Annotated in this window: 18 protein-coding genes; 11 read left to right on the top strand and 7 right to left on the bottom strand. The window is 47.7% G+C overall.

The features are described 5' to 3' along the window. Nucleotides 1–42 precede the first annotated feature (42 nt). Complete coding sequence (locus NHN17_RS16005; protein WP_255043613.1) at nucleotides 43–4,020, top strand: AsmA family protein; 3,978 nt, start codon at nucleotides 43–45, stop codon at nucleotides 4,018–4,020. 109 nt (nucleotides 4,021–4,129) lie between these two features. Here NHN17_RS16005 and NHN17_RS16000 read toward each other — a convergent pair whose 3' ends face one another. From NHN17_RS16000 to NHN17_RS15990, 3 genes are read right to left on the bottom strand one after another with little or no spacing between them, the layout of a single operon-like run. Continuing rightward, nucleotides 4,130–6,793 (bottom strand): M14 family zinc carboxypeptidase, encoded by a 2,664-nt coding sequence (locus tag NHN17_RS16000; protein ID WP_255043612.1) that lies wholly within the window; start codon nucleotides 6,791–6,793, stop codon nucleotides 4,130–4,132. Then, nucleotides 6,790–8,256, bottom strand: coding sequence for an ATP-grasp domain-containing protein (locus NHN17_RS15995; RefSeq protein ID WP_255043611.1), 1,467 nt, complete (start codon nucleotides 8,254–8,256; stop codon nucleotides 6,790–6,792). The genes NHN17_RS16000 and NHN17_RS15995 overlap by 4 nt, the downstream gene beginning before the upstream one ends. Then, nucleotides 8,253–9,245, bottom strand: coding sequence for an ATP-grasp domain-containing protein (locus NHN17_RS15990; protein ID WP_255043610.1), 993 nt, complete (start codon nucleotides 9,243–9,245; stop codon nucleotides 8,253–8,255). The genes NHN17_RS15995 and NHN17_RS15990 overlap by 4 nt, the downstream gene beginning before the upstream one ends. 179 nt (nucleotides 9,246–9,424) lie before the next feature. Here NHN17_RS15990 and NHN17_RS15985 point away from each other — a divergent pair, with 179 nt between their 5' ends. Further along, nucleotides 9,425–10,525 carry a M20 family metallopeptidase gene (locus NHN17_RS15985; RefSeq protein WP_255043609.1) on the top strand — a complete coding sequence of 367 codons (1,101 nt, stop codon included), beginning with the start codon at nucleotides 9,425–9,427 and terminating at the stop codon, nucleotides 10,523–10,525. A gap of 525 nt (nucleotides 10,526–11,050) precedes the next feature. Next, complete coding sequence (locus NHN17_RS15980; protein WP_255043608.1) at nucleotides 11,051–12,271, top strand: response regulator; 1,221 nt, start codon at nucleotides 11,051–11,053, stop codon at nucleotides 12,269–12,271. Nucleotides 12,272–12,325: 54 nt separating this feature from the next. Here the strand turns inward: NHN17_RS15980 and NHN17_RS15975 are convergent, their stop codons facing one another. Together NHN17_RS15975 and NHN17_RS15970 are read right to left on the bottom strand one after the other, a co-directional pair. Further along, complete coding sequence (locus NHN17_RS15975) at nucleotides 12,326–13,189, bottom strand: SMP-30/gluconolactonase/LRE family protein (RefSeq protein WP_255043606.1); 864 nt, start codon at nucleotides 13,187–13,189, stop codon at nucleotides 12,326–12,328. Nucleotides 13,190–13,300: 111 nt separating this feature from the next. Beyond that, a complete protein-coding gene (locus NHN17_RS15970; RefSeq protein WP_255043604.1) occupies nucleotides 13,301–13,708 on the bottom strand; it encodes a GNAT family N-acetyltransferase in 408 nt (135 codons plus the stop codon). 276 nt (nucleotides 13,709–13,984) lie between these two features. Between NHN17_RS15970 and NHN17_RS15965 the strand changes: the two genes are divergently transcribed. The 6 genes from NHN17_RS15965 to NHN17_RS15940 all read left to right on the top strand — a co-directional run bounded on the left by NHN17_RS15965 (nucleotide 13,985) and on the right by NHN17_RS15940 (nucleotide 25,273). After that, the gene (locus NHN17_RS15965) at nucleotides 13,985–15,832 is read left to right on the top strand and encodes an ABC transporter ATP-binding protein (protein ID WP_255043603.1); all 1,848 of its coding nucleotides are present in this window, start codon (nucleotides 13,985–13,987) and stop codon (nucleotides 15,830–15,832) included. 247 nt (nucleotides 15,833–16,079) lie between these two features. Further along, complete coding sequence (katG, locus tag NHN17_RS15960) at nucleotides 16,080–18,281, top strand: catalase/peroxidase HPI (protein WP_255043602.1); 2,202 nt, start codon at nucleotides 16,080–16,082, stop codon at nucleotides 18,279–18,281. 497 nt (nucleotides 18,282–18,778) lie between these two features. Beyond that, nucleotides 18,779–21,682: an AMP-binding protein gene (locus NHN17_RS15955; protein ID WP_255043601.1), complete on the top strand. Its 2,904-nt coding sequence runs from the start codon at nucleotides 18,779–18,781 to the stop codon at nucleotides 21,680–21,682. Between the two features lie 618 nt (nucleotides 21,683–22,300). Then, nucleotides 22,301–22,531: a hypothetical protein gene (locus tag NHN17_RS15950; protein ID WP_255043600.1), complete on the top strand. Its 231-nt coding sequence runs from the start codon at nucleotides 22,301–22,303 to the stop codon at nucleotides 22,529–22,531. Between the two features lie 157 nt (nucleotides 22,532–22,688). Next, complete coding sequence (locus NHN17_RS15945) at nucleotides 22,689–23,660, top strand: LysR substrate-binding domain-containing protein (RefSeq protein WP_255043599.1); 972 nt, start codon at nucleotides 22,689–22,691, stop codon at nucleotides 23,658–23,660. A 341-nt stretch (nucleotides 23,661–24,001) separates the two neighbouring features. Then, nucleotides 24,002–25,273 (top strand): dicarboxylate/amino acid:cation symporter, encoded by a 1,272-nt coding sequence (locus NHN17_RS15940; protein WP_255043598.1) that lies wholly within the window; start codon nucleotides 24,002–24,004, stop codon nucleotides 25,271–25,273. Between the two features lie 211 nt (nucleotides 25,274–25,484). On the opposite strand, the gene NHN17_RS15935 is transcribed toward NHN17_RS15940, so the two are convergent. Together NHN17_RS15935 and NHN17_RS15930 are read right to left on the bottom strand one after the other, a co-directional pair. Continuing rightward, nucleotides 25,485–25,667: a hypothetical protein gene (locus NHN17_RS15935; protein WP_255043597.1), complete on the bottom strand. Its 183-nt coding sequence runs from the start codon at nucleotides 25,665–25,667 to the stop codon at nucleotides 25,485–25,487. Further along, nucleotides 25,664–26,059, bottom strand: a complete 396-nt coding sequence (locus NHN17_RS15930) for an amidohydrolase family protein (RefSeq protein ID WP_255043596.1) — start codon at nucleotides 26,057–26,059, stop codon at nucleotides 25,664–25,666. The genes NHN17_RS15935 and NHN17_RS15930 overlap by 4 nt, the downstream gene beginning before the upstream one ends. 201 nt (nucleotides 26,060–26,260) lie before the next feature. Here NHN17_RS15930 and tnpA point away from each other — a divergent pair, with 201 nt between their 5' ends. After that, entirely contained in the window at nucleotides 26,261–26,587 is a 327-nt protein-coding gene (gene tnpA, locus NHN17_RS15925) for an IS66 family insertion sequence element accessory protein TnpA (RefSeq protein WP_039459411.1), read from the top strand. Continuing rightward, nucleotides 26,584–26,927, top strand: a 344-nt coding sequence (gene tnpB, locus NHN17_RS15920) for an IS66 family insertion sequence element accessory protein TnpB (protein WP_255043594.1), incomplete at its 3' end; no start/stop codon positions are given. The genes tnpA and tnpB, both read left to right, overlap by 4 nt.

Genomic DNA, 26,927 nt, shown 5'->3' with positions numbered 1-26,927 from the left:
CGCCGTGCTTTTTCTTTTGTCTTTCGCCTTCTTGCAATCATTATGCGCCCAGAAAATAACAACCATGCTGCTAATGCGCAGCCAAAGTCGCCAGCGGCCCTAACGAGCACAGCGACACCGACAAAAACGGTAAAGTCACCCTTAAAGAAAATCAGTAAGTGGGTAGGGCTTGGTTTACTCACTCCCACAGCGATTATCACCGCAGCCCTTGCCGTGGGAATCCAAGTTGACTTAACGCCATACCGTGACGATATTAATCAGTGGCTAACCACCAACCTCGACCGAGAAACCCATATCGACGGGAAGATGGGGCTGGTACTGTCATTCCGTCCTGAGGTTCACCTTGAAGGTGTACACATCGACAATATTGATGCCTTTGAAAGGCAACCGATGTTAGCCTCAGGCAAGATCAACGCCAAAGTGGCCGTGCTACCACTGCTTAAAAGGACATTAGCGGTTGATTACCTTGAACTTGAAAACATCAACCTCCACCTTGCCAAAGCCCATAACGGCCAAACAAACTGGTTGCTTGGTGCGCCAACCTCAGCGTCAAGCACAGACGACTCTGCCGATGGTAACTCTGCAAATAGTCATCCTGCAGATGAAGGCTCTGCTTTCAAGTTAGCACTCACTGACCGTATCAGTGCCAGCAATTTATCCGTGGTTTTCGAAGACCAAAGCCAAAGTCAGTATTTCGACTGGTATCTCGATTCTCTCAATCTCAGCCAGCCCGGCAATGAATGGGAGTTTACGGCCAAAGGGGCGATGCTCGGCCAGCCTTATGATATTCAGCTAACTGGTGATCTGGAGCAGCTCATCAACCAGCAGACCGGCAAAGTGAAAGCCAGAGGTTCGTTTGCCGGTGCCGAGCTCAATATTGATGCCGACACGTCTGATAGCCTCAATGCCGATATCAGCCTGCAATGGCAAGATACCGGGCCCATTGAAGCCATGTTCGGATTAGATGTTAAGCACGCAGCACCGCTGACGGTGACTACCCACGTCAATGCCAACACCAGCACTATCACGATCAGTGATCTTATTATCGATAGCCCAATCACCCACGGCGCTGGCTACTTGGATATCGAGCTGGGCGAACATAACGTCATTGATGGTGAGCTGAATATCCCATTAATTGACCTACGCCCTTGGCTCCAGCCAGCACCGCAACCGATGATGCGTGCATTTGCAGCCCCTCCCCAGCAATCACCTCTGCAACGAGCCCTTGAACAATGGCTGGAAAAAACCACGACCCGGGTCGATCTTTCAATTGATGAGATCAAAGGCCTGGGTACGCCCGTTGAACGTCTATCCCTGTCGGTAAACGGCAAAGCCGGAGTATTATCAGCTCCGATGACCGCTGATATTGCCGAGGTGCCTTTTCGCGGTAAGGCATCACTCGATGCGACAGGTTGGGTGTCCAATTTGGATATCAGGCTTGGCGCCGAACAATCACCGTTGGGCGAAATGGCCCACTGGATCACAGGTATCCCATATTCACGCGGTCATTTGGATCGTGCAGAACTTGCCGTTACGACCAACGGCACCAAGCTCAGTGAGTGGTTAGAGCGCGCCGAGTTGTCCCTAGCCGTCGACAAAGCATTGGTCGAATGGGGTAGCGAAGCCAGCTTCAGCATTGACCAAGCCAGACTCAATGCCGGTATTAATCGTCAGTTCACATCCGATATCCAAGGCCAATTGATGGGCATACCCGCCCATATCCAAGCCCAAGCGGGTACTTTACAAGATATTATGATGGGCAGGGACTGGCCAACGACTCTGACCTTTGACTCTCCGGCGATTTCTGTCGAAGCCAAGGGGCTCCTAAAGCATACCCGCTGGGAGGAAGGCAGCTGGTTTGATCTTAAGGTCAACAGTGATAATGCCAGCCTGCTCAATCCTTGGCTGGGTACCCAAACCAATATCTCCGGCACCATCAACATTGACGGTAAGCTTAATTACCAAAATGGCTGGATCGATCTCGCCATGCCAAATCTCGCCTTGCTAGAGAGCTACGGCGATGTCACTTTGCGCTGGCAACCGGATCAACAGCGTCCTTTCCTGGTGATGGACGCTCAATTCTCGCAGTTGGATTTCACCCAGTTTGGCCAGTTCATCAATGATGACGAACTGCCGCAGGTCGAACAAACCGTGCCGACCCAAGGGGTGAACTTGGATGTGCCGTTGCTGGGTAGCGAACTGGTGATTGCCGATGCCGATCTAACCTTCCGTGCCGACAAACTAAAATGGGCTGATCAGCAGCTAGACAACTTATCCTTCAGCGGCCAGGTCCGTGATGGCAAGATGAATAAAGCACCGATCAGCGCCAGCTTTGCGGGCAGTACCTACAAAGGAGACCTGACTTTAGGCGTCGATGCTGCCAATATTGATGCAGAGCTCAACCTTGCGGTCAACCAACCGGATATCGGGGCGATTCTGAGCCGATTCGATGTTACTGATGACTTCGATATGCGCTTGGATCGTGCCGAGCTGGCTGTCTCTCTGTCAGGGCGATCCATTCTAGAATTGATGGAACATACCGAGGTTGATGCGGCATTGGTTGGTGGCCATGCCAATATCGCCGATAGCTACACCGGCAAAGCGCTAACCGTTAAGTTGGATCAAGGCCGGTTTGTGACCGGACCAGACACTGCGACTCGCCTGACGATTAACGGAATGGCCGCAGGCAAAGCAGCATCATTCAAGCTATCATCGATTTCCCTCAAGGAAGCCAATGATGGCCGCTCGACACTGCCGGTATCACTGGCTGCCAACTTAGGTGACATGCGATTTGACGCCAGCTCCAATCTCAGCCTGCCGATTGATCCGCGAGCGCTCAACCTGACCTTTGAAGTGTTTACACCCAACCTCGATAGACTCGAACCCTTCAGCGATATTGACCTACCACCTTATGGGCCGATCACTCTGGCTGCCAGCCTATCGATGGATAACAAGGGCTACCACCTCAACGACATGAAGGTACAGGTCAACGACAGTCAACTAACCGGTAAAGGCGCTTGGCTACCGCCACTCAAGGCAGAGCAACGCCCTCGCCTAGAGCTGGCTTTCCGCGCACCCTATATCCAACTCGACGACTTCAAAGTAGGCGACTGGCAGGCATGGGAAAAAGAAAGCACATCGGACACCAACCAACCCCTTGATGACAACCAGAATACGGCGTTGATCAGTACCGATGGCCTCGACATACTCAATACCAACTTCTCGCTGGATGTCGATGAAGTACGTTCCGGTGAAGACTGGCTAGGTGCAGGTCAATTGCACTGGGCGCTTGAAAACGGCGTGTTCAACCTCAAACCGATGACTATCCAGCTGCCGGGCGGTAATGTCGAGATGACAAGCCAAATTAAAGCCCAGGGTGATATGTTTGATATCCAGCTAAACGGCCATGTCGAGAATTTCGACTATGGGGTTCTTGCCCGCCGTCTGGCACCGGAAAGCGGCATGTATGGCAATATTTCCACCCAGTTCAACCTAACCAGTTTGGCTAATTCGCCAGATAGCCTGATGAACAACGCCAACGGTTTTATCGGCTTTGCCGCATGGCCGCAGGAATTTGAGTCAGACTTGATCGATCTTTGGGCGGTAAGCTTGACCGATGCCATTATTCCGAACTTTACCAACAACGATCCATCGGTACTTAATTGTGTTGCCGCGGGGTTAGATATTAAGCAAGGCACCATGAGCCAACGCGACTTGCTGCTTGATACGACGCGTATTCAGGTCAATGGTAAGTTCGATGCCAGCTATGCCAACCGTGACTTTGCCCTGTACCTGCGCCCCCAGTCGAAACGCGCGCAGATTTTCAGTCTGCAAACACCAGTCGAAGTCTTTGGCAAGTTTGAAGATTTCGACTTCTCGGTGCCGCTATCAGCGATTATGGAGACCTCGGTTCGTTTCACCACCAGCCCTGTCGTCTCGCCACTGCGCTGGTTGGTTGAAAAGCCGATTGCTCAAGATGGTAGCCATCAATGTGAGTTGATCTGGCAGGGGCAGAGTTAAAACGGGCTAGTGTGATATGACCCCCGTAAAGTAATAGTCTAATAAAACAAGCCGCCAGAGTGTATTTCACGCTGGCGGCTTTTTCATATCAACAAATCACTAACGGTGGCTAGTCACCTTGACGATAGCGCTGTTCAACTTCGTCCTGAGCTTCAAATTCATCAAACTCAATCGTGGTCACTTCATCCGAGCTGAACTTAAGCACCGCTGGGGCGGAATAATTCGGTACATTATCGTAGTTGAACACCGAGTAGTACTTGGCCAAGTTGGCATTACCAAACTTGTCGAAGGTATACCCGTCTTTACCAGCATACAGCTTCACCCCATCGAACGGGGATCGCGGCGGATGGAAGCTATTGCGCACCACATACGTCCCGACCCAATCGCTGTCCTGCGGGTTATCCCACGTCAGCTTGACCATGCCGCCCTCAAGGTTGGCTTGGAAGTTGTCCGGCGTATCCAATGGCTGCTTGCGGCGCTCGATATACTCGACCACCAATTGGGTAGACATGGTGCCGTCATTAGATTCAGTTTTCCACTCAACCCAAGCGTCATGCTGTTTGGAGGCAGAGGTCGCCTTGATAACCAACTTCACCGCGCGGTTTTGATCGTAGCAATCCTCAAGGTACTGACGGGCAGAACTATCGAACATGAAAGTCTGCCGCGCTGTTTTGGCCAAACCTTCACTGCTGACTTCATAACCGATAAATTCAATCGGCTCACCTGTACTCAGCTGCTCAAAGTCAGGCTCATCGAGATCAACCATTTCAACCATAAAGCGCATCGGTTGGTTAATTCCCGTGAGCGAGGCACTTTCCAACACAAAATAGGCGTCGGTAAATACCACATCACTCTGCTCAGACATCCGGGGTAAAGTGAAGTCCACCACCCCGAAAATACGCTCACCGTTGGCATCATAACCACTTTGCAGCTTGCCATCTTCAACCTCTTTCGCCTTTACCGTGTGGAAAGCACTGGCACCGACAGAGAGCTGATAGGGCTTACGGTGATAAACTAAATCCAAGTTGGGGCGATAATGGATCCCGCCACCAAAGCGTCCGTATCCGATATCAAACTGCATCATCTGGGAATCATTACCCATAGGCAAATCAACGGGACCTTGCAGCCTCAACAGCAAACGCCCTTTCTCCAGCTGTTGTTCGATCAATCCTTTTTCCATCGCACTGAAATGCCAACTCTTCCAGATACCCTGCGTCAGCTGATCCGAGTCGATCGCATTCCCCAACGTCTGTATTGGCGTTGCATGATGGATTTGCTCAAAGTCGGAAATATCACTGATCTCATCCGGATTGAGAATAGATACCGACCATTCACCGTAGTTCTCAATTTTCGCCCCGACCCGGTTCATAGGATAAAGCGAAAACAAAGCATCCTTGATCTTGGCATCGGCCGGCAACCGGCTCATGTCATAGTCAATAACGCCATAGCAAATCCCCTTGGTTTTATTTACACCGATGAACAGGGAATTATTGCCAAAGTGTTCAGCATTGTTAGCACGGGTTAATTCGCCCACATAACCGATTTTTTCAGGACTCGGAAACAAGGTAAACGAAAACTCATCACGCTCAAGCATGGTTTTGATTTTCAACTCAGGGGCGAATGGCGACTTGATTCTGGTCACCCGGTTCACTTTACGCAAGTTGTAGAAATAGCGGCGACCGGATTTAAGCTGCTTATCGGTATAGCGTAATTGCGAGGTTATCGCGATCAGGTTTTCCCGAGTACAAGAAGCCTTTGGCGTCTCACTGCGGTAAATTTGGTAATAGCAGCCATCGTCTTCTCTACCTGGCTCCCAAACCAACTCGACCGAATTTGCGGTAATGTCTTTGGTTGAGAAGTTCTCCGGTCGGCTGGGGGCCAACTTTGAGTAGTCAATGTTTGTTCTGAGGGCATAAAGCAAAGCCGGGATATTTTCATCGACACTTTGCGACATGTTGATCAGGTAATCCGGAATGTTCCGGCTCCCCACCTCCACCACCGTAGAGAGGATCCCCCTGTCATAGTAATACTCACGGCCACTACCATGGATAAGGTTGGCGGGCGGCTTACCACGGTGGATACCGTACTGGCGCTTGGTCACCTTGTGGATTTCCCGTGCCATGTTTGCACAAAGAATGTTCAGATCCGTGCCTTCAATTTCCGCCTCATGGTTAAACTTATGAGCGGGGAAAAACACATTACCCTGAGAATGATAATCCAACGCCACACAGATGTTGTCACGGCTTTCAACAAACTGCTTAATCGCCTGTGTCTCCGGTTCAGAAAACGGTCCAGGGCCACCGTAGATATTAGAACTGGTCTGTGTCGAGTGATGGAAGTTAATACCAAAATTTCGGTTGAGATCGACCCCAAAGGTCCCGTCACCATTATCGCGGCGATTTTTGCGCCAAAACGAAAAGTGCTTGCGAGAATACTCAAAGCCATCAGGGTTCAGGCAAGGTACCATGTACAAAGTATTTCGGGTGAGTGCCTCCACCACATCCGGGTTAGACGGGTAATTAGCCAATAAATATTGGATAAAACTCACCGCCAGCTCAATACCGATCCACTCGCGAGCATGGATGGTACCGGTATAAAGCAGCGCTGGTTTTAAATCCGCATAGGCCACATCTTGCGACATAGTCACCATCATGATTGGCCGCCCTTCATGGGTCTCACCTATGCTCTGCAAGCGGATCAAATCCGGATACTTAGCCATAGCCTCTTCCAGAAGATCCATCATGCCCTGATAAGAGATGTATTGTTTCTTCATTCAACACCCTCTTCATAGCGACACTGCTCTTTCGCACAATATTCACGCCATCCATCCATGATAATAGCCAGCTTTTTGTGCTTGAGATTTCTGAAATTCATCAGTATTTCAGGTTGATGGTTAAGCACACGCAGTGTCTCACTCGCACCTAGGGTGGTAACAATGTCAGTGGCCAAGGTTTTCCCTACACTCTTTACCTGAAGGAAAAACGCAAGCAACTCTTCTTCACTTAGCACCTTGGTCTCAACAGTAACATCAACAGTTTTAAATACAGCAGAAATATCCACCTCACCCTGTTGTTCAATCCCGGTATCAGCCTCTTCCATAATCTCTTTCAAGGAGACACCAGAGTGCACAGCCACTGGCTTATCGACAGCAATCACCTTGGCAGGGATATTGCCTTGGAAGTTCCACGCTTCACTCGGCCACTCTTCTTCCTGTTTATAGCGGGTTTCCAATAAGCGGTACTGCTCATCGGCAGGGGCATATTCGCCAGTATCGGTTGAATAGTCAGGCTGTCCAAAGCCGATATAACGCATAGTACGCAATAGGGAGGAATCAATCTTGCCCAACTCTTCCCAATTGCGATGGGCGAAATACGGTTTACGGAAGTCTTGCGGTGCCAATAGCCACATCAAGTATTGGCCAATCCAGTCGCGAATGTAAGGGAAGGCGGCAAAGGCCGTGGCGCATTCCAAAATGGTGTAGTCATCGTCCATGCTGACAGCGATATCACAGGCCCAGTACTCCGCGTTGGCAGCTTTCGATGCCTTAACGGCCAATTCAAGCACCAGCTCCGGTACCGCCTGATAATCCATACTTCCACCTTGGCTGGTATTGGTTAGCCATTCACCTTCCGGTGGACGGCGCCAGAAGGCACAGACCGGCTGATGACCAACCAGCATCACCCGAATATCCGCTTTCATCGGCACGAAATCTTGGATGTAGGCGGGGTAATAACGTTTTTCAGAAAACAGTCGCAATGCTTCTTCGGCGCTATCCACTTTATGGACAAAATAACCGCCGTAGTTAGACGGGCCATAAGAGCGTTTGACGATTTTCGGGTACTCAGTATGGGTCAGAAAATTCAGCGCTTGCTCCACTTCATAGAAAATACGGGTACGCGGAATAGGCAGATCGTATTTTTCACAAAAGTAGGTCACATTCTCTTTTGATTTATTGCTGAACTGACTATCGAGTGACGGTAAGAAGCGCACCCCAGGCAGTTCACGGGCAATATCCCGGAACGTCTCGTAGGCTGTCGCCGGAATATTGCCAATCAATACTTCGATTTTCTTTGCTTTCACTTCGGCAACAAAACGGTCTTTATCATTGCCCCAGTGGTAAGTAACCTGTTCGATTTTATCTGGCCACCCTTTGAAGTTCGAACGATTAAAAAAGCGCAGTACATGATCAAGGTACAACAAGCCAATTTTTGGACGAGTGTGATTAAGGGTGTTCATACTGCAGCTTCCTCGGTAAGCAGGTTAGGTTTGATAAGTGCTTCTGCTAAAGAAGGAATAAAGTCTTTAGCGGGTGCCTTGCTGTCTTTGGTGACGGTACGTTCAATAAGGTCGACCAAGTAGTCAATCTTGGTGTCATTGAAATCAAGCCCAAAAGCTTCTTGATCTGGAGTGGCAAACGCAGGGATTCCGTTAACTTCAATCACCACATAACGCTGATGCTCAACGTCATAAATAATGTCTACGCCAGCCACTTCCAAGCCGGTGACTTTCGCGGCTTTTAGCGCTAATTCGATGACTTCAGGCACCGGCTCGCGCTTAATCACACTACCGCCACTGGTCACATTGGTTTTCCAACTTCCTGGCGCGGCTTTACGGCCATAACAAGCGACATATTTGTTATCAACAATATCGATACGATAGTCTGAGTAATCATTTTCGATCACTCGTTCAATATAAAACTGCGGCGCTTGCTGCTGATTAATAAACGGCTTCAATAGGTCCAGATCACGAACACTTTCCAGCTTGATAATACCGTTACCACCCCAGCCATCGACCGGCTTGCATATCGCCTTGCCGCCCCAGAACTGCATGTGCGCCCTGACCTGCTCCAAATTGTACTTATTGCAAACAAGGTAATCCGTAGCTGTAATGCCATGCGATTTCAGCACATGGGCGGTGCGGAATTTATCTTCGGTAAGTGCAAATGACGCATAGTTATTGATCATCGGCATCATCGAATTGAGCACCTGATAAAGGTACACCTGATAGGCCGTCTGCTGACCCGCGTTATAAGAAAAGAACAGGTCGAGTTCGTTGAGTTGTTGCCCGTTACAGACAATATTACCGTCAAATGCCGTCGCTTGAGCCAAATCAAGCCCGGTTAAGGCATCAATTTCACGATCTCGTAGCTTGGCGACGATTTTTTGCTCTATCTCCTTGCCTCCGCAGTTTTCATACATCCATAAACCGACCCGATGCCTTGCCATGTGTCACTCCTTTCGTGAGCCGTTCAAAAATATGCCTATATGAGATTGTTATAAACAGTAGCAACCTATCAGTATAGTTTTACATCATAATGTTGCATATATATGGTAACAGTGAGCTATGTGGAACTTTCATTCAAGAAGCGCGGAAAAAACACGAAACCTGTGCAAGGAATCAAATTATGGAACAACTCGACTTCACTGATTTAAAAACAATTATCGAAATAAACTCCTGGACAGGGAACAAGAAAGGCGTAGATAAAAGTGGTCAGACCATGACAAAGTGGTTAAAACCACTAGGGTTTAATGTGGAGATCTTTCATCGGGAAAAAGTGGGAAATCATCTATTGTTCAGCACACCATCGCAGAATAACGCCCCTAAACTGTTACTGCTTGGCCACTTGGACACCGTATTCCCACCGGGGATTTTTGAAAGCTTCCACGAGGATGATGAGTGGGTATATGGTCCAGGAACCTGTGACATGAAGGGCGGCAATTTTGTTGCATTGTGTGCCTTACGAAACTTGCACCAAACTCATGGGCAAATTCGCAATATAGATGTACTCCTCGTCAGTGATGAAGAGACTGGCAGCGATGACAGCAAATTTGTGACCCGCCAAATCGCCCATCATTATGATGCCTGTATCGACTTTGAAGCTGCTGGTCCAAACCATGAAGTCGTGGTTGGCCGCAAAGGCGTGGCAACGTACCAAATAGAACTCACTGGAGTAGCCGCGCACGCAGGAAATAACTATCACCTAGGTAAAAATGCAAACCTTGCCGCCGCCAAGTTACTCATTGCTTTAGATGGATTAACACATGTTGAACACGGCACGACCGTCAATGTGGGTAAAATTAAAGGCGGGATCAGCACCAATACCATCTCTCCCGGTGCAGAATTAATGGTTGAAGCACGCTTTACTCAACCAGGAGAACAAGAACGTGTCCTCAGCGCTATTCCAGAACTGATCCACCAGCATGGTGTTGAAGGGGTAACGGCCAAAATAGAAGGTGGATTACAGCGTGATGTTATGACCCCTACAGCTGAACAGCAGATCCTGCTTGATACTTTTGCCAACATTCTGGGTTACCCACTCGAAACAGAACAACGCGGCGGAGTCAGTGACGCCAATATTATTGCAGGAGCAGGCGTCCCAACACTCGATGGATTTGGTCCATTTGGCGATGGTGATCATACTGAGCACGAGCGTGCCTCCAAAGCCAGCTTTCAACGCCGCATAAAGGAAGTCACCGCAATTTTGCAGTACTATAGTCAGGTCTGAATACCGTAAAAAGACGAAAATCGGGTAATACTCTATCTTCAGAAAATTACCCGAACTATATCTCCATAAAATATTTCACCTTTAATTTCACCCTAGGTATAAAAGCTGAAATGAAAAATAAGTTCCAGTTTATGCACTGGCAATGAATAAAATAACAAAGAGTAATCGGCTATTTTCGGCTATATTTTTTGTAATAGGTAGAATTTGAAAACGCTGTGAATATTATAAAAGTGCAATTGGATTTTCATCCACCCTCATAGTATGGCCAAGTAAATCCCCCCCTTCGCTGTAGGTTAGGTTCTAGGCCTTTGAGTCATTTACATCAAAGGGATACCGACGAGTTTCAACAGCGCTACCGTGGCCATAACCTCATTCAATGCCAAGCTAAATTTACAGTTTTGTCCTGCTCAAGAAAATATATTTCTTACAACAAGAGATTGTGTTAATTGTATCTAAAAATAAAATAGATCATAATACTGCGCCTTATAAACAATGATAATAATAGACAGCTGCAGGATTAGAGTGATGGAACAAAAGATATTGGTCGTCGAAGATAGTCGTCCATTCCGTCGAGTCATTGATAGTGAACTAAGGCAAACAGGTTACACTCCGGTTATTGCCAACTCTATTGCTGAAGCCGAAGCTGTTTTAGACAATAGTACAGACTTTCTCTGCGCCATTCTCGATTACTGTCTGCCAGATGGACAAGATGGCGAGATCATCGATGTGTGTTTATCTGTTGGTATAAAAGTCATTGTTTTGACGGCGCTGATGGATGAGATGACTCGTGAAAAAGTATTAGCAAAAACGGTCATTGACTATATTCCCAAAGACAGCCCGACCTGTATTACCAGTATCATCCCTATCCTACAGCGCCTAGAGCGCAATCATGATCATACTGCCTTGGTGGTTGATGACTCAATAACGGCACGAAAATACATCCGCAGCTTGCTGGAGAGACAGTATCTGACCGTTCTTGAGGCCAACAATGGCGAGCAAGCACTGGAAATGGTCAACAGACATAAATCAATATCTTTGGTTATTACTGACTATTCGATGCCAGAGCGGGACGGCGTCAGCTTGATTAAAGAGCTAAGAAAACGCTTTCGTCCCGGACAGCTTGCAATCATCGGCCTTTCAGCCAGTGAAGAGCCAGCATTAACAGCTAAGTTCCTCAAGGCCGGTGCCAACGACTTCCTCAAAAAGCCTTTTAACCAAGAAGAGTTCTATTGCCGGTTACACAGCACCCTGAACATCCTCGACTCCGAGCGAAACCTCTACCTGCTAGCCAACCGTGATTATCTTACCCAAGCATGGAACCGACGTTATTTTTTCAACCACCAATTGGTGAAGAAAAATACTGGGCCACGTTGCCTCGCCCTGCTCGATGTCGACAACTTCAAACGGCTTAATGACAACTATGGTCACCATATCGGAGACATGGTACTGATTGAACTGGCCAACACCTTATCAACCTATTTCCCGGACGCTTTGGTTGCCCGTTTCGGCGGAGAAGAATTCTGTATTCTTTATGGCAACTCACCAGAGATATTTGTCCAGAGACTAAGCCGATTAGTCAAAGAAATCGCTGAATCCGAACTGACGATCCTCGGCAACACCATCAAGTACACCATCAGTCTGGGTGTCACCCATGCCGAAAGCGACATTCACAGCTTGATCCGACGTGCCGATAACTGCTTGTACAAAGCAAAAGAAGAAGGGCGCAACTGCCTTATCGTGGAATAAAGCTGAGTACGGATTAAGCCAAGTAAGCGCCCATAAGATGTGGTTACGGTACCTTTACAGTACGGTCACTAACGGCTCTTCGATACCCTGCCAATTAACTTCAGCAGTCAAAACACGACCCGGACCATTGGCACTTTCGGCGCTGGTGACCACAAGCTGGTTACCCTTTTCGCCGCCCAACGCGACCATGGTTGGATTATCAGCCGGTACCGGGATCACGTGAGTGACCACCCCGTCAGTACCGATACGCACAACCGACTTGCCGCTGTACATCGCCACCCAGTAAGCGCCTTCACTATCGACACAAGCACCATCAGGTCGCCCATCGAAATCAGCCAAATCACAGAAGACACGGTTTTCGCCATACTCACCTGTTTCAAGGTTGTAATCCGCACTGTAAACCAAACTTGAACCGGTATCGGCCCAGTACAGCGTCTTGCCACATGGTGAAAACGCCAAGCCATTACAGGTCCAGGCAAACATCGGCATTTTATCTAACCGGCCACCCGCCATTAGTTGATAAAACTGACCCTGATCGCCTTCTTTGGCACCGTTACGCGTACCGGCCATAAAGCGTCCACCCGGAGCAGCACGGCCATCGTTAAAACGCATTCTCGGATGCGTTTTTTCAAGAGGCGTAATTAACTGACGCTCGGCATCCCAGTCTTCCAGCAGATACACGCCAGATTTGGTGGCCAATACAAAACCGCTTTCACCCCACATTGCCGCACAGCCCAGCATATCATCCCAGCGTCGAGCTTCTGCTTTACCTTCTTTCAGGCGCCACAGTTCACCAGCAGGGATATTAACCCAACACCAAGCCTGCTGACGCCAGTCCCATCGTGGACACTCGGCAAGGTCGAAGCCTTGCTCCACTAACGGGCAAAATTCGAGATTCAGTTGCTGACTTTCTTTCATTGTTCTTCCTGTATTTCTTTATTATCCATTTGATTCCCGCGAGCCAAACCGCAGCTGAGGAAATCATGCAATTTAGCTACTTGTTACCGGTAACAACAGTCTAAGCCGATTTTATTTCAGTGTCATGGACATTTTAAAGTAGGGGACATCCCCTTTGTAAAAACGCTCCCCTTCAGGTGCCATGCCAAAACGATGATAAAATCCGCCTGCCGACTCCCTAGCGTCACACCAAAAACAACGGACACTTTTAAGCTTGAGATCAGCAAGAATATGTTCGATCACCGCGCTCCCGATCCCCTTGCTCTGATATGCTGGCAAGGTAGCAAATTTCCTCAGCCTCGCTTGATCATCCGAGATAAATATCGACGCCACACATACCAATACGTTGTCTTCATAGACCCCGTAATGCTGGCCATCTTCATCATCTGGAACGCGGCAAAATTCTAGGCTTTGTTCTGGCCACAGCACCTGATGTCGAATCGGCAAGGCCAGCTCTGCCGGTATTTCAATAATTTTCACAGTATTTCCTATCCATAAAGCAGAATCAGGCAAGATTGAAAGAGAATTAAGCCTTAACCTCTAAGTTGCATAAATGTACAATTGCCAACCATAATGTGTAAATTCAACGTTGAGTATTGCTCCTACACATTCCTTTTCCTGTAGGGATATCGTTCCGGTTTCACCTCTCTCTATGCCTCCATGCCATTGCGCACCGAGTCATAGCGTTACCCCGAGCCATATCCTTCGATAGAGCTATTTTGCCAAACATATCTGCCAGACTGGAACCATCAATTTATGTACAAACGTTTCGAAAAGCTCGCTCAGGCCTTTCCGCCTCATGAGCCTAAGCAACCACCAACGGGGTTGCTCGCCTTCTGCCGCCACTATACCCGAGGTTTTGAACTGCCACTGCTTGCCATGTCGGTGCTCAGTGCACTGATTGCCATCGTTGAAGTCTCCTTGTTTGGCTTTATGGGACAACTGGTAGATTGGCTAACCGTACATAATCCAGACACGTTCTGGGCCGAGGAAGGTGGCAAGTTATTGGGCATGGGTCTGCTGGTCGTCATTATCGTCCCTATCCTTATTACTCTGCACTCTCTGATTGTCCATCAAACCTTGCTAGGCAACTATCCCATGTCGATTCGATGGTTGGCACACCGCTACCTGCTTCGCCAAAGTGTGTCCTTCTACCAAGATGAGTTTGCGGGACGGATTGCCACCAAGGTAATGCAAACCTCGCTAGCAGTTCGCGAAACGGTGATGAAACTACTTGATGTGCTGGTGTATATCACTGTCTACTTCACCTCAATGGTGGTGATGATTGGTCAGTCCGATGCCAGGTTGATGATCCCTATGTTGCTTTGGCTACTCGCATATATCGGCATTCAACTTTACTTTGTGCCGAAGCTCAAAGCGGTTGCCACTGAACAGGCGGATGCCCGATCAATGATGACCGGACGCATTGTCGACAGCTATACCAACATTTCCACCGTTAAGCTGTTTTCCCACACAAACCGTGAAACCGAATATGCCGAGCAAGGCATGAGCGGCTTCATGGATACCGTGTACCGCCAGATGCGCTTTGTCACCGGCTTTAATATTTCTGTCGAAGCCATCAACTACCTGCTGGTCTTCATCATTGCCGGTATGTCTATCTGGCTATGGTCGAGCGCGGCAATTTCCATCGGTGCGATTGCCATCGCGGTCAGCTTGGCATTGCGCATTAACGGTATGTCCAAATGGATCATGTGGGAGGTTGGCAGCCTATTTGAAAACCTCGGTACTGTGGTTGATGGCATGAAAACCCTATCCAAACCGGTCGACATCCAAGATAAGCCAAACGCACCAGACTTGAACGTTTCCAAAGGCGAGATTGAATTTAGCGATGTCAGCTTCCACTACGGTGAAGGGAAAGGGGTAATTGAAAAGCTTAACCTCAACATTAAGCCGGGTGAGAAAATCGGCTTGATAGGCCGCTCTGGTGCCGGTAAATCAACCTTGGTCAACCTGTTGATGCGTTTCCATGATGTGGAATCGGGAGCTATCAAAATTGACGGCCAGACGATTTCTGATGTGACCCAAGATTCACTGCGTGGTCAAATCGGCATGGTGACTCAAGATACTTCGCTACTGCATCGTTCTATCCGTGAGAATATCCTTTACGGTCGTCCGGATGCGACGGAAGAAGAGTTACTCAGTGCAACCAAACAGGCTCATGCTCACGAGTTTATCAAAACCCTGAGCGATCCTCATGGCAATGTCGGTTACGACGCGCAAGTGGGTGAACGTGGAGTGAAACTCTCCGGAGGCCAGCGCCAACGCGTTGCGATCTCAAGGGTATTACTGAAAGATGCCCCGGTATTGATCCTCGATGAAGCGACCTCAGCACTCGACTCGGAAGTTGAAGCAGCCATTCAGGAAAGTCTATATGAGTTGATGGAAGGTAAAACGGTTATCGCGATTGCCCACCGCCTATCCACTATCGCTGCTATGGATCGCCTGATTGTTCTAGATAAAGGTGAAGTTGTCGAACAAGGTACCCATCAGGAGCTACTGGATCACCAGGGTATCTATGCCCAGCTGTGGGAACACCAGACAGGTGGATTTATCGCCGATGAGGTTGAGTTGAAGCAAGCATAATTATCAACTTCTCGTAACAAAAAGCCTGCCTCTGTTAACAGCGAGGCAGGCCCGCTGCATCCACCCAACACCACCTTAACATCTTGATATAAATCAATTAACTATCAATTACCAAGATAGATAGGTCGGCTCTATCACAACTATCGATACAACCATCTGTAAACATTTCTCATTCTCGCTATATTCATACTGAGTTTTTCAAACAAATCGACTGCCGCAGTGATTACTGGCAGAGAAGGAGTTCACGATGAGTAATGGTCAAGAAAATTCAGCAGGTAAATGCCCTGTCATGCATGGTGGGAATACAACCCTTGGCGGGAAAGCAACGAAGAACGTAGATTGGTGGCCAAACCAATTGAACCTCAAAATACTGCATCAGAATGACAAGAAATCAAACCCTTTAGGTGATGACTTTAACTATGCAGAAGCCTTTGAAGCGCTGAACCTAAAAGCAGTGAAAGCAGATCTTGAAGCACTCATGACCGAGTCTCAAGATTGGTGGCCGGCAGACTATGGTCATTACGGTCCATTTATGATCCGTATGGCATGGCACGCAGCAGGTACATACCGTACTTCAGATGGTCGCGGTGGCGCAAACACAGGTAACCAGCGCTTTGCTCCACTGAATAGCTGGCCAGATAATGGCAACCTAGACAAAGCTCGTCGCCTACTTTGGCCGGTAAAACAGAAATACGGCAATAACCTATCTTGGGCTGACCTATTCATCCTTGCTGGTAACGTTGCCATCGAATCTATGGGGCTGAAGACCTTTGGTTTTGCAGGTGGCCGCGCTGATATCTGGGAACCAGAAGAAGACATCTACTGGGGTGCTGAAAGCGAATGGCTTGGTGATGAGCGTTACTCTGGTGAGCGAGACTTAGAAAAACCATTAGCCGCGGTGCAAATGGGCTTGATCTATGTAAACCCAGAAGGTCCAAATGGTGATCCTAGCGTACTGGCTTCAGGCCGCGATATCCGCGATACCTTTGCCCGTATGGGTATGAACGATGAAGAAACCGTTGCACTCGTTGCTGGTGGTCACACGTTTGGTAAGACGCACGGCGCAGGTTCTGAAGCAGACATGGGACCAGAGCCAGAAGCGGCACAACTGGAAGAAATGGGCTTTGGCTGGAAGAACAGCTTTGGCACTGGTAAAGGTGATGATACGACGACCTCTGGTATTGAAGGCGCTTGGACACCAAACCCTATCGTTTGGGATAACGGTTACTTCGATATGCTGTTTGGCTACGACTGGGATCTCGTGAAGAGTCCAGCGGGCGCTTGGCAGTGGGAACCGGTTGGCGTCGATGAAGACCATATGGCCCCGAAAGCACATGATGCATCTCAGAAAGTGAAAACCATCATGACGACCGCTGACATGGCAATGCGTATGGACCCAATCTACGGTCCAATTTCAAAACGCTTCCATGAAAACCCAGATCAATTTGCCGATGCGTTTGCGCGTGCTTGGTTTAAATTGACACACCGCGACATGGGTCCGAAGAGCCGCTATATCGGTGAAGAGTCACCATCAGAAGAACTGATTTGGCAAGACCCACTGCCACAGGCAAGCTTTGCTGCTCTTTCAAGTGGTGATGTTGCTGAGCTAAAACAGGCGGTTCTAGACTCAGAACTCAGCGTATCTGAACTGGTCTTTACAGCTTGGTCTAGTGCTTCAACTTACCGTGGTTCAGACTACCGTGGCGGGGCAAACGGTGCGCGCATTCGTTTATCACCACAAAGAAACTGGGAAGCAAACCAACCAGAGCAACTAGATAAAGTACTGACTGTTTTAGAAGGTATTCAAGCAAACTTTAATACGGGTGAGCGTGGCGTATCCATCGCAGACCTCATTGTACTTGCAGGTAACGTCGCTATTGAGAAAGCAGCGAAAGACGGTGGTTTTGATGTAGACGTACCATTCTCTGCAGGCCGTGTTGACGCAACAGCAGAGCAAACGGATGAAGAGTCGTTTGCGGTATTGGAACCTGAAGCGGACGGTTTCCGTAACTTTGCTAAGAAACTGTTCTCTGTTCCAGCCGAAGAGATGCTGCTTGATAAAGCACAACTGCTTGGCCTAACCGCTCCAGAAATGACAGTACTCATTGGTGGTCTACGCGTACTAGGCGCAAACCACAACAATACAGCACATGGTGTATTGACCGATAAAGTTGGCGTGCTAAACAACGACTTCTTTATCAACCTTGTGGACATGGCGACAGAGTGGAAGCCAGTGTGCCCTAACAACAGCGCTTACCTAGGGACAGACCGAGCGACTGGCGAGAAGAAATGGACAGCGACCCGTGTGGATTTGGTGTTTGGCTCGAACTCTCAACTTCGCGCTATTGCAGAAGTCTACGCCCAGGATGATGCCAAAGAGAAGTTTGTAAGTGACTTCATCGCCGCGTGGACCAAGGTAATGAATGCAGACCGCTTTGACCTAAAATAAGCGCTCTAACTTACTAAGTTACAATTAACCCTCGGGCCCAGTATCGTTCCCACTAGCACCCGCTAGGTCGATGCTGGGCCTGTTTTTCATTACAAGCAGTGAAGTGCCAGGCCTGACTAATGGTGTCATTATCGATATAGGTAAATTCTATCTGCTGAAATCTTATATCCTGTTTCAACCGCCTGATTGCCGTCAGAAAGCGCAACGAGTCCTAACTGAATTAGATGACAAAACGAAATGTACTCACTTTATATGCCGATAACACTATCATTTTACGACTTGTTACTGAGTGCACCTCGTTAGCGTGATCTTTATCACAGTAACACCCAAGTGACTTCAAGTTGCAGGGTTTAGAGCCTCACCAATAGGTTCCGTTCAAGGAAAATAGCCGAATGGAATAGCGAGTGTGCACATCACCACACTTTTCATACATTTAACGGCATTAATGCCGATTTTGGCTACACTTTAGGCATCATAACAACAAAAAAGGGTAGCCCATGGAAAGCCAGAATCCCCTTCCCTACTCCGATCCCAAACAGGCTGCCCATTCATTACTTGGCATAGTGAAAGAGCTTGCTAACGAAATCACCCCAGACAATTTCGATAGCAATTCCGTCCATCTTGACAGCAAGCTCGACCAAGATCTGGGCCTCGACAGCTTAGCCAGAGCCGAACTGCTCCAACGCACCGAACAACAGTTTACCCTTACGCTTCCCACGCAAACACTGGCAGAAATCGAAACTCCCCGCGACTTGCTCAATGCAATCTTCAATGCCGAGCAACACCCAACGTCGTTAAAAGCCTCGGCGGAAAGAATTGAGTTGCCTTCAGCCTCCAATTACCCCGATCACGTAACGACACTGCAAGATCTGCTGCGATGGCATGTCGATCAACACGGTGATCGTCCACATTTGTATGTATATCAAGACGCGGACAATGTCGAATCCATTAGTTACCACACTCTCTATCAGCAGGCGAAGATCATCGCCTGTCGGCTGCAAGATCTCGGTATCGGCCCTGGTGATACCGTAGCGATCATGCTGCCCACCTGTAACGCCTATTTTTATTGTTTCTTTGGGATTTTATTATCGAGAGCAATCCCGGTACCGATCTACCCACCAGCAAGGCCATCGCAAATTGAGGATCACCTGATCAGGCACAGCAAAATTTTACAGAATGCCGAAACCAAGTTACTGATCACCGTTGAACAAGCCAAAGGGCTATCAACTCTGCTCAAGCTTCATGTTCCGGCATTGCAACATATTGTCACCACAGAAGAAATTAAAACCCTATCGGCTGAATCCGTCACATCCGAGCAACAACACATAGGCCAAGCGCAACCTGATGACATTGCCTTTTTGCAATACACGTCCGGCAGTACCGGTATTCCCAAGGGGGTGAAACTCACTCATGCCAACCTACTTGCCAATATTCGGGCGATGGGCAAAGCCGTCGGCGCGACCTCTGATGATGTATTCGTCAGTTGGTTGCCGGTCTACCATGACATGGGATTAATTGGCGCCTGGTTCGGCAGCCTTTATCATGCGATCCCCTTGGTGATCATGTCTCCGCTTAACTTCCTGACCCAACCCAAGCGTTGGTTATGGGCACTGCACCACCACCGGGGAACCATAACTGCAGCCCCCAACTTTGCCTACGAGCTGTGTGTTAACAAGATTGCAGACGCTGACTTGGAAGGCTTGGATCTCTCCTCAGTCAGGCATTGCTGGAATGGTGCAGAGCCCATTAGTCCGGCAACAATGAAAGCATTCACCCAGCGCTACCAAGACCATGGTTTTGCCCCTGAAGCGATGACCCCCGTTTATGGACTTGCGGAATCGTCGGTCGGATTAACGTTCCCACTCAAAACCCGCACGCCGAGGGTTGAATGGGTTGACCGTCAAACGATGATGAACTCTGGTAGAGCTGTGGTGAACTCGGGTAAAGCCGTCAACGTTGATGGAAGCGAAACGAAAGTAGATCAAAATATCAACTCTTTGCTGGATCATAGCATTCCGCTTATCGGATTGGGGCACCCGTTACCGGGCCACCAGATACGCATTGTCGATAGCCAAGGGAGAGAAGTGCCCGAACGACAAGAAGGTGAATTGGAATTCAAAGGCCCTTCATCAACATTGGGTTATTATCGCACCCCAGACAAAACCGCCGAGCTCTACCACGATGAATGGCTCAGGACCGGTGACCGCGGCCTAACGATGGAAGGGGAGCTGTTTCTCACTGGCCGAGTCAAGGACATCATCATCAAGGCAGGCCGTAACATCTATCCACAAGAGCTAGAGTCAGCCGTCAGCCAGCTTGACGGGAGCCGCAAAGGCTGTATTGCGGTATTTGCCAGTGCTAATCCCAAAACAGGCACCGAGCAACTGGTGGTGTTGGCCGAAACCAAACTTGAAGATGAACAAAAAAAGCAGCAGCTAAGAGATGAGATACAAAACCTGTCATTCAACCTATTAGGGATCCCCACTGATGTAGTCGAGCTCTGCCCTCCCCATACCGTACCCAAAACCTCCAGTGGCAAAATCCGTCGCTCGGCATGTAAAACCCTGTTTGAGGAAAACAAACTCAATGCCCCGCAACGCGCCGTATGGTGGCAAGCGACCCGCTTATTCATGTCCAGCGCCAAGCCTGCATTCGTCCGCTTCCGGCGATTGGCTGCAGACTGGGGCTTTGCCTGCTATATGTGGCTTATCATGGCATTATTAGCACCACCCGTTTGGGTACTGGTCGCGCTGTTACCGACACAATCAGCTTGCTGGTCAGTTGCCCGCTGGGGTGCCCGCTCACTCATCAAGCTAACCGGCACCAATCTGACAATAGACGGCATTGAGCATATCCCTACCGATGGATCGCCATATCTGGTTATCGTCAACCATGCCAGTTATCTCGACGGCCTAGTGCTGTTGGCTGCGACAGGTAAAGAGCACCAGTTTGTCGCCAAATCTGAGCTCAAAGGCAATGTTTTTGCCCGTACTTTCCTTGAGAAATTGGGCACCCATTTTGTCGAGCGTTTCGACACCCAAAAAAGCCTCACCGATAGCCGACAGTTAACCGCGTTTGCCGATAGCCCAAGGCCGCTGACGATTTTTCCCGAAGGAACATTATATCGAATGGCTGGCCTGCATGACTTTCATCTTGGCGCATTTCAAATCGCGGTCGAAAAGCAGATCCCAATACTGCCCATCACGCTCAAAGGTACCCGCTCCATTTTAAGGGATAAATCACTCTTTCCCCGCAAAGGAGATATCGACGTTATTATCAGCCCACTGATTAAACCTAACGGCAGTGATTGGCAGGCCACACTGGCACTACGTAATACCGCACGGAAAGTCATGTTAGAAAACAGTGGCGAACCTGATTTGACAAGAGAGAATACGCGGTAACTTGAACCGACTTATCCAGTAATGGTATAGCAAATAAAAGCAACCGCGTCGAAGCCACTATGACCCGTAGTATTAGCAACAGACTTCACGTTATATAGGGTAAAAGACAGAATAATTCAATTAGTTGACGCCATAGTGACAGAAATACTGAAAATGAATTACAAATTTGAATAATAGTTCGCAAAATTATTCACTGTTTTTGTCTATTCATGATAACGATCAACAAACCGCCAACAATTCAGCCGACAGGCTGGTCACACCCTCACAACGGTGATATTACAGTGCATGTCTTTTATTTCTGCCACATTGGCACAAATTTTGTGCCACACGACATAGGGAAATAAAACGCATAATAGCAAAGCTGACAAGAAGTCAGTTCAAAATATAAGGAGTGTTATTCATGTTGTGCCCAGATTGCAAACAACCAATGGTGAAGGCTAAGGAAAATCAGAATCATTGTGTTGAACTTAATTGCCCGCCAACCCGAACTCATTGCCCAGAGTGTGACTCTGAAAACACCCAGATCATTAACAAGAGCATCAGCGATGCCAAGGTCTGCTGCGGTGATTGCCAGGCAACTTGGGTGATATCAAGAAGCCACTAAAGATGAAATAAGAAATGGCTGTACGCAGACAGCCATTTCCTTGCTCACATTACAATGAGCTTAAAGATGAGGGCGGCAACGAACTCCTTCAATGCCGCCTGTTCTGCTTTATTCAACCGCGTATAAATCCGTACTTCAGTCTCACCATCAAATATCAAGCCATCGGTAACCTCAGCATACTAGCTGAAAACAGAGTCATGGTAGGGCTACGCCGCTTCGAAATGATCCGTGCGCTGGAGAACTAAGCCCCATAAGCATCGTTGAAGCGAAAAGGATTCTTTATGCGCCCCCGCCCATTACAAAAAGGAAATAGAATATATTATTACCACTTGTTATATAAAAGTTATGTAATTTAAGGCACAATCAAGGGTATGAAAATATTGCGAATATAATGAGAGAGTAATGAAATTACAGCAACTGCGTTACCTCAAGGCGGTAATAGACAACAACCTAAATATCTCGGTTGCTGCCAATTCCCTCTTTACCACCCAACCGGGCGTCAGCAAGCAGATCAGATTGCTTGAATCAGAGTTGGGCGTCAAAATTTTTGAGCGCAAAGGCAAATCTATCAGTACGGTCACGCCTATCGGTAAGCAAATCATCGATGAAGCGATCGACATGCTAGAAAAAGAGAGCCGCATCAAGACTATTGTTCGCGATCACATCAAGCCGGAAGAAGGCTTTTTGAACATTTACACCACCAATACCATTGCCCGCTACCTCATTCCTGAAGCGGTAGAACGGTTTGTTAAGCGCTACCCAAAAATCAAATTCCACATTGGCACTTCGCAACTCGACAAATATGGCCATATTTTGAAACGTGGCCAATCTGACTTCTCGATACTGGCGCAAAACGTCGAGCGGGAAAAAGACATCATTGTACTGCCGGCTTATAAATGGAACCTGAGCCTGATCGTACCCAAAGATCACCCACTGGCTAATGACAGCGATATCTCAATCGAGAAAATTGGGGCTTACCCGCTGATCAGCTACGAGCCGGGGTCAACTGGGCGATCGTCACAAGATAAAGCCTTCAAGGAAAAAGGGATCACACCGTATTACTTCATGACGGTGATGGACGTCGAGGTCATCAAGAAGTACGTAAACCTGGGTTACGGTATCGGCATTATTGCCCAAGTTGCCGCCCAAGATGTGGTCGATGAAAACTTGGTCAGTATCCCGCTTAACGATATTATCCCTGCATGTGATGCATGGCTATGCTATAGCCGTAACTTGTTTTTGCAAAAATACATGTTAGATTTCATTGAGTTATTCTGTCCTCACCTCACCCGTGAAGTAATGGAAGATATTGCCCATTGTTCGGACAATGAGATTGTCAAGATTGCTGAAAACTTTAATTTGCCAGAGTATTAATGAACCATAGAAGCTGATATCATTCTTCCGTCTTTTTGATATTCTCACCAACAAAAAGATGGAAGAAAAAAACCACCACCCATTAATAACATTTAAACATTTCTAACGATCCCCCACCTTTTAATAAAACAATTTAACATTTCACCTTTATCGAATCACCATCAAATAAAAGCTATCCGTTTTTCCCTATTCTGTATCACAACCAGATACGTAATAGAAATAAGTTGTATGAGTCGATATAGAAGAGGTCAGATACAGTTGTAATGCTTTTCACTATTATTGTGATCTAAAGCATTTGTAGGCCTTAATATCAGGAATGAAACTGAAATGAGGGAACGAGTATGTCAATTAGTATGGCTGAGAATAACCCCAAGCCCAAGCTATCAATATCACTAACCAATCAGATACTTATTGCGACAGCAGGCGGGATAGCCTTTGGAGCATTTGTTGGCCCATGGGCTGAAAATATTAAATTCATCGGTGACATCTTCATCCGATTGATCCAGATGTCCGTTGTATTGCTGGTAATGACAGCAGTATCCGCAGCAATAGGAAACGTTGACAGCAAAGGTGCAGGAAAAATGAGCCTGCACACTTTCAAATGGATAATATCCATGACTATTGTTTCGGCTTTTGTCGGGTTATTCCTCGCCCTAACGATTAAGCCCGGCGAAGGCATAATTATTGATGGCGCAGCGGCTGCAGTAGCAACTCCCGACGCATCCATAAAAGATACAATACTCGGTTTCTTTTCGACCAATATAGTTAGCTCCATGTCCAGTGGCGCCATGATACCTTGTATTGTCTTTGCCGTCATTTTTGGGCTTGCAATGGGTTCATATTCCCGCACGACAGGAAATACAATTATTACTGAATTTATCGTCAGTTTTAATGCCGTCATTATGAATATCATCAAGATGGTAATGAAGTTGGCTCCGATTGGTATTTTCTGCTTATTGGCCAATGTTTCTGGCGCTATCGGCTTTAAAGTCATTATCCCTATGCTTAAGTTCTTGGGCGCTCTGGCAATCGGCGACATTATTCTTCTACTCATGTATGGTCCGTTGACGGCAATGCTGACAAAAGTAAACCCTTTTAAAATGCCGAAGAAATTTGCCAAGCTGTCCATTATGTCAATGACAACGACCTCTTCAGCAATTTGCCTCCCGACCAAAATGGAAGATTCCGTCACGAAATTTGGTGTGAGCCGTAAAGTTGCTGACTTTACAGGGCCAATTACCATGTCGATGAATGCCAATGGTGCTGTAATGTGCTACGTCTTGGCTATCTTCTTCATGAGCCAGGCCACCGGTATTGTGCTAGAGCCCTTCCAGATGGGTATGGCTATCCTGCTGTCTGTATTGATGTGCATGGGCACCATTGTCGTACCTGGTGGTATGATTATCGTTTATACTTTCCTCGCTAGCTCAATGGGCCTACCATTGGAAAGTGTTGCGATTCTTATCGGTATTGACTGGTTCTCTGGTATGTTCAGGACACTACTTAACAATGTTGTTGATGTCATGATTGGCATGCTTGTTTCTGACAAACTTGGTGAGTTTGACCGCGATGTCTATAACGATGAGAAAAAAGCAGAATATGTACAAGTATAAGTCGTTTTAAGACAATATATTAAAATCGCTAAGCCAGTAAGTTATCCTTACTGGCTTTTTTATATCCATAACCATATTATTAACCCTTTCCAGTCTAATTAACACCTACCATTTAATCTTATATTTAATCTCTTATAGATCGAAGTTCCTAGATATAAAAACAAGCAAGTTAATTAACTAAAATAGTATATTCTCGTATATTTTTAAATTCTTATATCATGATCATTCCACTATTACTGCATTCCAAATCGCCTGCGGTTAGCACATAGGATAAATCCGATTTAATCATAACGAGGTTGGTATATTGACCCATCGCAATTCGCCCATTATTCTCTAAGCCAAATAAATCTTCTGGGTTGGTAGCCATCAGCTTAGCGAATTGAGTCAACGTCATGCCACGCTTTTGAACCCCTTCGTCAAACATAATATCAACACTGTTCTGCAGTGAAGATTCCCGCCCCAGGCGTCGAAAATGCCGCCTTCTTTTAAATCGGGTGTGCATGGTGAGTGATCTGACGTAATACCATCAATTTCACCATTCAGAAGCTTAGCCCACATACGATTCTGATTGTCCTTGTTACGGGTCGGCGGTGAACACTTCGCCTTGGTACCGATTTCTTCGAACTGGTCATCATCTAGGGCAAAGTAATGGCCGCACGACTCACACGTCACATCCTGACCGTCATTGCGTGCCTTGGTGACTTCCTCAATTGCTTCAGGGCTGCTCAGGTGGCAAAGGTGAAGCTTACAACCAGTTTCCTTCGCAAGGTAAATCGCCCGGCGCACAGCCTCGACCTCTGTGAAGATCGGACGAGAGACAATGTAGTCCTTGGCAGTAAGGCAGCTAACTCATCCAAACAATCAATATTATGCGGAACGTGACCATATCAAGCACCGCGATTAAACGTATCCGCCCCATAAACCTCACATTCAATTAAGCTGACACCAAACTTATGATGTTGCTTTCATTCAAATAGAGACAGCATCATGGCCCAGCAACGACGTAGCGACCAGGAATGGTTGGCGATCTTTCGGCAATTTGAAAATAGCTCCCTGACCCAGAGGGAATTTTGTCGCCGGCATGACATCAGCACTTCAACGTTCTTTGCAAAACGACGCCTGCTGGAATGCGGCGGTGGTAGCCAGCAAAGCGGCTTTATCCGCGCAGAAGTGGTTGAACAGACCACCCATTACCAAGTCGCCAAGCCTATTGCATCCAACATGACACTCAGCATCAATGATATTGAACTGAGTATTCCCCAGGGAACACCGGCTTCGTATGTCGCCGAGCTTATTGGTGCACTGTCATCATGAAAGGGCTAGTACATCCTCCGGCTATTTACCTCTACCGCGAGTTCGTCGACTTCAGAAAATCTATCAACGGCCTGGCGGCACTGGTTGAGTCCGAGACTGACTTACCCCTCAACTCTGGCGCACTGTTCCTGTTCACTAACAAGCAGCGTGACAAGATAAAGGTGCTTTATTGGGATACCACAGGCTTCGCCCTGTGGTATAAGCGCCTGGAAAAAGCCAAGTTCAAATGGCCTGTCAGAGAGAAAAAACAGGTGTTTACCCTTAGCCAATTTGAACTGGATAGGCTGCTTGCTGGCTTCACTATTATTGGCCATAAACCCGTTGAAATACGCGATTTTAC

Source organism: Photobacterium pectinilyticum (genome assembly GCF_024357955.1).
In the GTDB taxonomy this organism is placed as follows: Bacteria; Pseudomonadota; Gammaproteobacteria; order Enterobacterales; family Vibrionaceae; genus Photobacterium; species Photobacterium pectinilyticum.
This window is presented reverse-complemented; position numbering and strand designations above follow the sequence as displayed.